This is a genomic window from Sandarakinorhabdus sp., assembly GCF_040398645.1.
GTDB lineage: Bacteria > Pseudomonadota > Alphaproteobacteria > Sphingomonadales > Sphingomonadaceae > Sandarakinorhabdus.
In genome coordinates this window covers 1,871-8,675 of record NZ_JBBATR010000004.1, presented here as the reverse complement: position 1 = coordinate 8,675, position 6,805 = coordinate 1,871, and the positions used below count along the sequence as shown (strand labels likewise).

Here is a 6,805-nt window from a genome sequence, read left to right as displayed (position 1 = left end):
TTACGCAGTGCGGAACGCATTGCTGATCGGATAGCGCCGGTCACGGCCAAAATTGCGCCCGCCGATCTTGACGCCGGGCGGTGCCTGCCGGCGCTTGTATTCGGCAATATAGAGCAGGCGTTCGATGCGGGCGACAATGGCCGGGTCCAGCCCTTGCGCAATCAGGTCGCTGGCCGAACGCTCCTGCTCAACGAGGGCGAACAATATGCGGTCGAGCAGGTCGTAGGGCGGCAGGCTGTCATCATCGCGCTGGTTGTCGCGCAGTTCGGCGGTGGGCGGCTTGGTGATCACCCGCACCGGCATGACCGGGCCATCGGGACCAAGGCCAAGCCGCGGCTTGTGGGTGTTGCGCCATTCGCAAACGCGAAAAACCGTGGTTTTATAAAGGTCTTTCAGCACGGAATAGCCGCCGGCCATGTCACCATAGATGGTGGCATAACCAACGCTCATCTCGCTCTTGTTGCCCGTGGTCAGCAGCATCGGGCCGAACTTGTTGGACAGGCCCATCAGTGTGAGGCCGCGGATGCGGGACTGGATATTTTCCTCGGCAATGTCACGCGGGCGGCCGTCGAACAGCGGGCCGAGCATCGTATCAAACGCCGTCATCGCCGGTTCGATGCGCACCGTATCCAGCCGGCAGCCCAGCAGCGCTGCGCACTGCGCCGCATCATCCAGACTGTCCTGGCTGGTGAACGGGCTGGGCATCATCACGCACCACACCCGGTCCGCCCCCAGCGCATCGACGGCAACCGCAGCCGACAGCGCCGAATCGATGCCGCCCGACAGGCCAAGCACAACGCCCGGAAAGCGATTGCGGTTCACATAATCGCGCAGGCCCACCAGCATGGCGTGGTAGATATCGGCTGGTTCGTCGTCGTGCACATTGATCGGGCCGGCGTCGCAGCTCCAGCCGTCCGCGCCGCGCGTCCACTCGGTCAGCCGAATCGTTTCATCCCAATCCGGCAATTGGTGGGCCAGACGGCGATTGGCATTCAGCACGAACGAAGCGCCATCAAAGACCAGTTCATCCTGCCCGCCGACGCGGTTGAGATAGGCCAGCGGCAACCCGGTTTCCACGACGCGCGTCACCGCCAGATTGAGCCGGCGATCAGCCTTGCCCACTTCAAACGGGCTGCCATTGGGCACGATCAGCAGCTCGGCGCCGGTTTCGGCGAGGCACTCGCACACATCCGCAGCCCACATGTCTTCGCATACCGGCACGCCGATGCGTACACCGCGCAGCGCCAGCGGGCCAGGCAGCGGGCCGGCAGCAAACAGCCGCTTTTCATCGAATGTGCCGTAATTGGGCAAATCATGCTTGCGGGTGATGCCGGCAATGCGCCCGCCATCCAGCAGCAGCATCGCGTTGAACAATTTGCCGTCTTCCGCCCACGGTGCGCCGACCAGCAGCGCCGGGCCGCCGTCTGCGGTTACCGCTGCCAGTCGCTCCACCTGCGCTTTGGCCGCCGCGACCAGTGCGGGCTTGAGCACAAGATCTTCGGGGGGATAGCCAACGATGGACAGTTCGGGCGTGACCAGCAGATCAGCATTGCCGGCCGCGCGGCGCGCCGTCAGGATGGCGTCGGCGTTGCCGGCCAGATCGCCCACGCTGGCGTTCAACTGGGCAAGAGCGATAATAAGCCTGTCGGTCATGGCGCGAGCGATACAGAGGTTTGGCCGATCAGGCCAGCCGGGTGCGACCCGTGAGCGCCATCGCGGTTTCCAGCTCGGCGCGCAGCAGCGCCAGCACATGCGCCACCCCGGCCTGCCCGCGCGCGCCCAGCGCCCACACCCATGGCCGGCCGATCAGCACAGCGCTGGCCCCCAGCGACACATAGCGCAGCACGTCCAGCCCCGAACGCACGCCGCCATCGGCCAGCACTGGGATGCAGCCGCCCAGCCGATCAAGGATTGCCGGCAAGGCCTTCACCGCCGACATGGCGCCGTCCAGCTGCCGGCCGCCGTGGTTGGACACGACGATGGCATCCGCGCCGTGCTGCACCGCCAGCGCAGCATCGTCCGGGTGCAATATGCCCTTCACGATCAATGGCCCCGGCCACAGCGAGCGCACCCACGCCAGCCGGTCCCAATCGGCGCTGGCATCGAAATTGCGCGCCAGCCAGCCCAGATAATCCGACAGCGGCGCCTTTGCACCCACCAGCGAATTGAGATTGCCCATCGCCGCCGGCCCGCCGCGCAGGCCGACATCCACGGCCCAGTGCGGCCGCACCGCCATCTGGGCCGCGCGGTGCAGGCTGCCGGCGATGCCCGGCGCGCCAGACAGGCTGGAGCGCACATCGCGGTAGCGCGCGCCCGGCATCGGCAAATCAACCGTGAGCACCAGCGCCGGGCAGCCTTGCGCGCGGGCGGCGGCGATCATGGCTTCATTGGCCGCCTGGTCCTTCACCAGATAAAGCTGGAACCATGGCGCGGCGCCGCCGCCCTGCGTCACCTCGGCCAGCGAGCATACCGACACGGTGGACAGCGCCATCCCCACCCCGGCTGCCCGCGCCGCGCGCCAGGCCTGCACCTCCCCGCGCCGGGCGTGCATCCCGCCCAGGCCGACCGGCGCGAGGATGACCGGCATGGCCAACGTCTGCCCCAGCAAGGTCACCGCAGTATCGACGCGCGAAACATCCACCAGCACCCGCTGATCCAGCTGCACCGCCGCCAGATCGGCCAGGTTCGCCGCCAGCGTGGTTTCGGCATAGCTGCCACCATCGGTGTAATCGAACAGGAAGCGCGGTACCCGTGCCCGGCTGAGCGCGCGATAATCGAGGATGGATGCAGGTTTCATAAAGGACCACTCCCTCCCCCTTGCGGGGAGGGCGACTCGCGCGAAGCGCGGCGGGGTGGGGGTTCGCCCTTTGGCATCTGGGCGCACAGTTCCCGAAAGACCGCCTCCCGTTCGGCCAGCAGATGCCCGTTCTCGAACCGAACAACTCGATAGCCACGGCCGGCAAACCATGCATCGCGAACGGCATCTGCTGCATGGCCAAGCACATGTCCTTCGCCATCGGCTTCCACCACCGTCTTTGCCGCGTGACTGCAGAAATCGGCAATATAGCGCGGCGGGAACGCGACCTGGCGGCGGAAATGCCAGTGACTGAGTGGTTCGTTGCGCAGGATCGTCCACAGCACGGCTTCGGCCGGGGTGAGCGCCCGTCGCATGGCCTTGGCGCGTGATTGCAGTGGCTTCTCAACCGTCACGGGCGCGACCCCCACCCTGGGCCGCCTTCAGCGTCTCTCGCCCTCCCCTCAAGGGGGAGGGAGTTGCAAGTCGCAAGCAAGAGCCTCACCGCGCCGCCTTGGCCGCCGACTTGGCTGACGCCACCTGTGCCTCCACGCTCTTCAAGATCGCCGGCACATCGTGGACGATGCCGTCACGGATGGTCCAGCGGATGCCGCCTTTGGTCACGGTGGTTTGCGTGGCTTCATCCAGCCGCGCAAAGCCGGTGCCGTACAGCGTTTTCAGATTGTGCAGCGGGTTTTCCGGCACCACGATCAGATCGGCGCGCATGCCCACCCGCACCAGCCCGAAATCCGGTTCGCGGCCCTTCGGCTCCTCAAGCGTGCGGGCGCCGTTGATGGTGGCGCTCTGGATCACTTCCAGCGGTGCAAAGCCGGCTTCGCGCAGCAATTCCAGCTCGAGGATATAGCCAAAGCCCCAGGTCTGCCAGATGAAGCCGGGATCGCTGCCCGTCGTCACCCGCCCGCCCATATTCTTGTAATCATTCACCAATTGCATGTAGCGCGTGTAAAAGCGCCGCCATTGATACTCGCGTTCAGACGTCCAATCGAAGAAATAGCTGCCGTGATTGTCGCGATTGGATTCAAAAAACTGCGTCAGGCTGGGCAGCGTGTAGCGTTCGTGCCAATCCGCGCGCTTGGCGCGCATCAGATCGCGGCTGGCGCTGTAGATGTTGAAGGTGGGATCGAACACCACGCCGCTGGCCTTCTGTGCCTTCAGATACTCCACCCACTCCGGCCCGCCCGGTTCGTGGATCTGGTTCCAGATTTCGGCGATGCCGCCAAAGCGCTTCTGCTCGTCGTTGAAATTATAGTCGGCTGGCGTGTCCTGCACGCGGCGGCCATCGAGCATGCTTTCGAAATGCCCGTAAAAATGCGTGATGGTGCCCAGGCCGGCCGCGGCTGCATCGCGGGCATTGAATTCGGCAATATTGGGCTGCGAAAGATGCGCCACGGTGCCCATGCCCAATTTCTTGGCTTCATCGATGGCCGCGCGGTTGATTTGCGGGGTTTCGTCGCCGCGGTTGAAGAATTTGATGCCGTCAACGCCGACGCTGGCGGCCCAGCGCACCCATTCGCGCGCTTTTTCAGGGGTTTGCACGCGCCCGCCCTTCCAGCCGGCGTTGGTGCCTGATCCCAGCGTTTGATACACATACAGGCGCGGTGCCATGATTTCGCCGGCTGCCGCGCGCTTTTTGTCTGCCAGCGCCCGCGCTGCGTCATCGCCATACATCGGATTGCCGCGCACTGTGGTGACGCCGTGCGCCAGCCACAATTTCCAGGCGTAATCCGGCGTGTCCATCTTGTCCGGATCGCCCTGATGGCCGTGCATATCGACAAAGCCGGGCAGCACGTACATGCCGGTTGCATCAATCTCCCGTGTCGGATTGGCTGGCGCGCGGCCCGTTCGCATCGGCAGGCCCGGCGTGCCGGCACTGCGGATATCGGTGATTTTTCCGCCGCTTATGATGATATCGGCTGGCCCCTGCGGCGGGCCGCCGTTGCCGGTGATGATGGTCGCGCCGCGGATCACCAGCGTTTCATACGGCCCGGCAGCCAACGCGGTATCGCGCGCGGGGGTGGGCTTCATCTGGGCAGATACGGCGCTGGCCAGCAGTCCCAGCGCGATGGCGATCACGACTTTCATGCACTTCCCCTTTGTTGCCCGCAGCATAGACGCGCTGGGCGCCGCCCGCTAGGCTCGGCCCATGATTTGGACCGTCATCGCTATCGGCTATTTGCTCGGCTCGATCCCGTTTGGCCTGTTGCTCACCCGGATGATCGGTATCGATATCCGTGCCGTGGGCAGCGGCAATATCGGCACCACCAATGTGCTGCGTACCGGCAACAAGGGCCTGGCCGCCGCCACATTGCTGCTGGACGCTGGCAAGGGGGCGGCGGCGGTGGTCATCGGCCGGCATCTGGGGGGCGAATTGTGGGCCATCGTGGCCGGAACCGCGGCGTTCGTGGGCCACTGTTTTCCGATCTGGCTGAAATTCCGCGGCGGCAAGGGCGTCGCCACGATCTTGGGCATCACGCTCGCTGCCGCGCCGCTGGCCGGCGTGATTGCGCTGGCGACGTGGCTGGGCGGCGCGCTCGCCACGCGCTACAGCAGTGTGGGCGGCATGCTGGCGGCGCTGGCCTGCCCGGCTTGCGTGTGGGCGCTTACCGGCAACAGCGCCTGGGCCGTGCATCTGGCGGCGCTGGCGGCGCTGCTGCTGTTTCAGCACCGGGACAATATCGCCCGCCTGCGCGCCGGCACCGAATCGCGCATCGGGCAAAAATCCACATGAGCCTGCCTGCTGACGCCGTTTCGCGGCTGCGCCTGATCCGCACCGACAGTATCGGCCCGGTTACGTATCGCCAATTGGTGGCGCGCTTTGGTTCGGCGGCGGCGGCACTGGATGCGCTGCCCGATCTGGCGCGGCGCGGCAATCGGCAGCTCAGCATCTGCACCAAGGACGCGGCTGAGGCTGAACTGAGCGAGGCCGCCCGGCTCGGCGCGCAGCTGCTGTTTCTGGGCACATCCGATTATCCGCCGCTGCTCGCCCGCACCGAAACCGCGCCGCCGGTGCTGTTTGCGCATGGGGATGCCGCGCTGCTCGATCGGCCGGCGGTGGCCATCGTGGGTGCGCGCAACGCCAGCGCGGCAGGGGTGCGCTTTGCCCGGCAATTGGCGGCCGATCTGGGGGAGGCGGACTTCGTCGTCGTCTCCGGCCTGGCGCGCGGCATCGATGCGGCGGCGCATATCGCGGCGCTGGACCGCGGCACGGTGGCGGTGATCGCCGGCGGCATCGATGTCGCCTACCCGCCCGATCACGCCGATCTGATGGCCAAAATCGCCGCAAACGGCCTGGTGATCGCCGAACAATCGCCGGGTGTGCAGCCGCAAGCCCGCCATTTCCCGCGCCGCAACCGCATCATCGCTGGCCTGGCTGCCGGCACCATCGTGGTGGAAGGCGCGCCCAAATCCGGCAGTCTCATTACGGCGCGCATCGCCGCCGAACTGGGCCGCGAAGTCATGGCCGTGCCCGGCAGCCCGCTCGATCCGCGCGCGCAGGGCTGCAATCTCCTGATTCGCGAAGGCGCCACCCTGATCCAAAGCGCGGCGGACGTGCTGGAGGCGCTGCACACGCTATCGGGCCAACCCGCCATACCGCTGCACGTCTCCGAACCAGACGCAGCGCCGGCCCTCACTGCCGAACCCGCCGCCCGCGCCGCCGTGATGGCCCTGCTGTCGCCCACCCCGGTGCAAATCGACGAACTCGTCCGCCAATCCCGCCTGCCTGCCGCGCAAGTGGCAACGGTGCTGCTCGATCTGGAACTGGAAGGCACCGTCATCCGCCACGCCGGCGCGCGAGTGGCGCTGGGGTGAGGCCTATGGTATTTGGGCTGCCATGAACGTCGTGAATTTCCCTGCGCGCGGCCGCGCCGCACCGGCCGAACTCGATTCGGTGCGGCTGGCCGTGGACGTGATGGCCGATGGCATGACCATCCCGGCCGGCGCGGAAGGCGTGGTCGTCGCCGTCTATGCCGATGGCAAGGCGTGCGAGGT

Annotated in this window: 6 protein-coding genes; 2 read left to right on the top strand and 4 right to left on the bottom strand. The window is 66.5% G+C overall.

Annotation, left to right across the window (positions count from 1 at the left end; all coding sequences use genetic code 11):
* From ABWP50_RS01605 to ABWP50_RS01590, 4 genes are all read right to left on the bottom strand, one after another.
* Complete coding sequence (locus ABWP50_RS01605; protein WP_353216237.1) at window positions 1–1,653, bottom strand: NAD+ synthase; 1,653 nt, start codon at window positions 1,651–1,653, stop codon at window positions 1–3.
* 28 nt (window positions 1,654–1,681) lie between these two features.
* Entirely contained in the window at window positions 1,682–2,797 is a 1,116-nt protein-coding gene (locus ABWP50_RS01600) for an L-lactate dehydrogenase (RefSeq protein ID WP_353216236.1), read from the bottom strand.
* A complete protein-coding gene (locus ABWP50_RS01595; protein WP_353216235.1) occupies window positions 2,794–3,210 on the bottom strand; it encodes an endonuclease domain-containing protein in 417 nt (138 codons plus the stop codon). Before ABWP50_RS01595 ends, ABWP50_RS01600 begins: the two co-directional genes overlap by 4 nt.
* An 85-nt stretch (window positions 3,211–3,295) precedes the next feature.
* Window positions 3,296–4,897 (bottom strand): amidohydrolase family protein, encoded by a 1,602-nt coding sequence (locus ABWP50_RS01590; RefSeq protein ID WP_353216234.1) that lies wholly within the window; start codon window positions 4,895–4,897, stop codon window positions 3,296–3,298.
* A 61-nt stretch (window positions 4,898–4,958) separates the two neighbouring features.
* Here ABWP50_RS01590 and plsY point away from each other — a divergent pair, with 61 nt between their 5' ends.
* Both plsY and dprA read left to right on the top strand, forming a co-directional pair.
* Window positions 4,959–5,543, top strand: a complete 585-nt coding sequence (gene plsY / locus ABWP50_RS01585; protein WP_353216233.1) for a glycerol-3-phosphate 1-O-acyltransferase PlsY — start codon at window positions 4,959–4,961, stop codon at window positions 5,541–5,543.
* Entirely contained in the window at window positions 5,540–6,625 is a 1,086-nt protein-coding gene (gene dprA / locus ABWP50_RS01580; RefSeq protein ID WP_353216232.1) for a DNA-processing protein DprA, read from the top strand. Before plsY ends, dprA begins: the two co-directional genes overlap by 4 nt.
* Window positions 6,626–6,805 lie beyond the last annotated feature (180 nt).

Bases quoted from the DNA above. Each gene is read 5' to 3' on its own strand.
- ABWP50_RS01600 (WP_353216236.1), bottom strand. From the start codon at position 2,797: ATGAAACCTGCATCCATCCTCGATTATCGCGCGCTCAGCCGGGCACGG.
- ABWP50_RS01590 (WP_353216234.1), bottom strand. From the start codon at position 4,897: ATGAAAGTCGTGATCGCCATCGCGCTGGGACTGCTGGCCAGCGCCGTA.
- ABWP50_RS01605 (WP_353216237.1), bottom strand. From the start codon at position 1,653: ATGACCGACAGGCTTATTATCGCTCTTGCCCAGTTGAACGCCAGCGTG.
- plsY (WP_353216233.1), top strand. From the start codon at position 4,959: ATGATTTGGACCGTCATCGCTATCGGCTATTTGCTCGGCTCGATCCCG.
- dprA (WP_353216232.1), top strand. From the start codon at position 5,540: ATGAGCCTGCCTGCTGACGCCGTTTCGCGGCTGCGCCTGATCCGCACC.